Origin of the sequence: Candidatus Merdisoma sp. HCP28S3_D10 (assembly GCF_052065835.1) — a bacterium.
Lineage (GTDB): Bacteria > Bacillota > Clostridia > Lachnospirales > Lachnospiraceae > Laedolimicola.
This window is the reverse complement of the sequence record NZ_JBQHTG010000011.1, coordinates 1-1,334: the sequence shown is the minus strand read 5'-3', so window position 1 is coordinate 1,334 and position 1,334 is coordinate 1. Positions and strand designations below refer to the sequence as shown.

The window sequence follows — 1,334 nt, the reverse complement described above, 5'->3', positions numbered from 1 at the left end:
TGCGGAATTACCTTCTCCACGCCTGCGTTCAGGATAGTTTCCATGATCTCACGGAAGTTATCCAGATCGATACCGCCGGTCGGCTCCATGATGAAGTGGTTTCTCGCGCAGGCCTCAGCTACGGCTTTCATCTCTTCCTTGCATTTCAGTCCGCCCATGGGGAAATACTTGATGGAGTTGCCGCCCATTTCCTTAATCATAGCAATCGCGGTGTCAACCGGAACGATAGCCGGCTCTGCACACTCTCTGGACAGCGGGCCGGTAGAAATCTTCACATAGCCCACCTTGCCGCAGGGAGCGCACATGGAATTCACATGAATCTCATCGGTTCCCAGATTTGCTCTGGTCCAGCCAACTGCGCAGAACGCCTGGTTGAAGTGGTTTGCCTTTACTTCCTTGGCAATCTCAGCTACTGCTCTCCACTGTGCCGGGTTTCCACCGCCCAGACCTACGGAAAGATTGCCCTCCAGTACGTCCATGTATTTCTTCATGTCCTCTACGGCACTTGGTACGTCCGGATAATTTGCGGACAGAACACCAACAGCCACATGCTTCTCAGCTGCCTCGTAAATCTCCTTGGCGTTCTCCAGGCTGCCGCCCAGAACGTTTAAGCATACTCTGCCATTATAATAATTTAATCCCATTTTTATGCCTCCATAATCTCTTTCAGTTTCGCAACAATCAGTTCCTTATCACCCTCCACCAGGGGTCTCGGGTCAAAATCCAGGCTTCCCAGGCTCATGAACTCGGTCCGGCAACGGATGGTCGGAGTACCGGCCTTCAGCTTGCCCTCCAGTTCTGTGGCGGTCATGCCGGCCTTCTCCGGGTCAACGAATACACGGGCACGGAAAATCGCCCGTCCGGCCTCGTCCTGAATCTTCTGTGCCTCCAGGTTCGGGATCTGGTTGATCTCGTCCACCAGCCAGTCCACAATCTTGACATTTTTCTCCACCTCAGCCTGCTTGTCCTTGTTCTCATACTGCTCCAGCGCTGCCAGAAGTCCCATGATTCCCTCTTTTCCAATCTTCATGGCACGTCCTACACCATGATACTGCTTCTTAATATAGGAAATCAACTCCTTCTTACCGGTGACAAAGCCGGATGTGGTTGCCTCCAAAGCCTTGGCCCCGCTATAGCATACCAGGTCAGCGCCCATAGCGATGTACTTACGGAAATCCTCCTCTGCAGCCGCGTCTACCATCAGGGGCAGATTGTGACGGTGGGCGATCTCGATCATCGTCGGCAGATCCAGCATTCCCTTCTGTACGCAGTGATGGCTCTTTACGTAAAGCAGGGCAACTGTTTTTTCGTTAATTAACTCCTCAACGTCTTCC

At 52.7% G+C, this 1,334-nt stretch carries 2 protein-coding genes; both read right to left on the bottom strand.

Going from position 1 to position 1,334, the window contains the following annotated elements; translation table 11 throughout:
- A partial coding sequence (dagF, locus tag ACTNCH_RS12805) for a 2-dehydro-3-deoxy-phosphogluconate aldolase (protein ID WP_441019521.1) occupies positions 1-644 on the bottom strand: 644 nt, incomplete at its 3' end.
- A gap of 2 nt (positions 645-646) precedes the next feature.
- Positions 647-1,334: aminotransferase class V-fold PLP-dependent enzyme (locus tag ACTNCH_RS12800; protein WP_441019520.1), on the bottom strand; the 688-nt coding region annotated here is incomplete at its 5' end.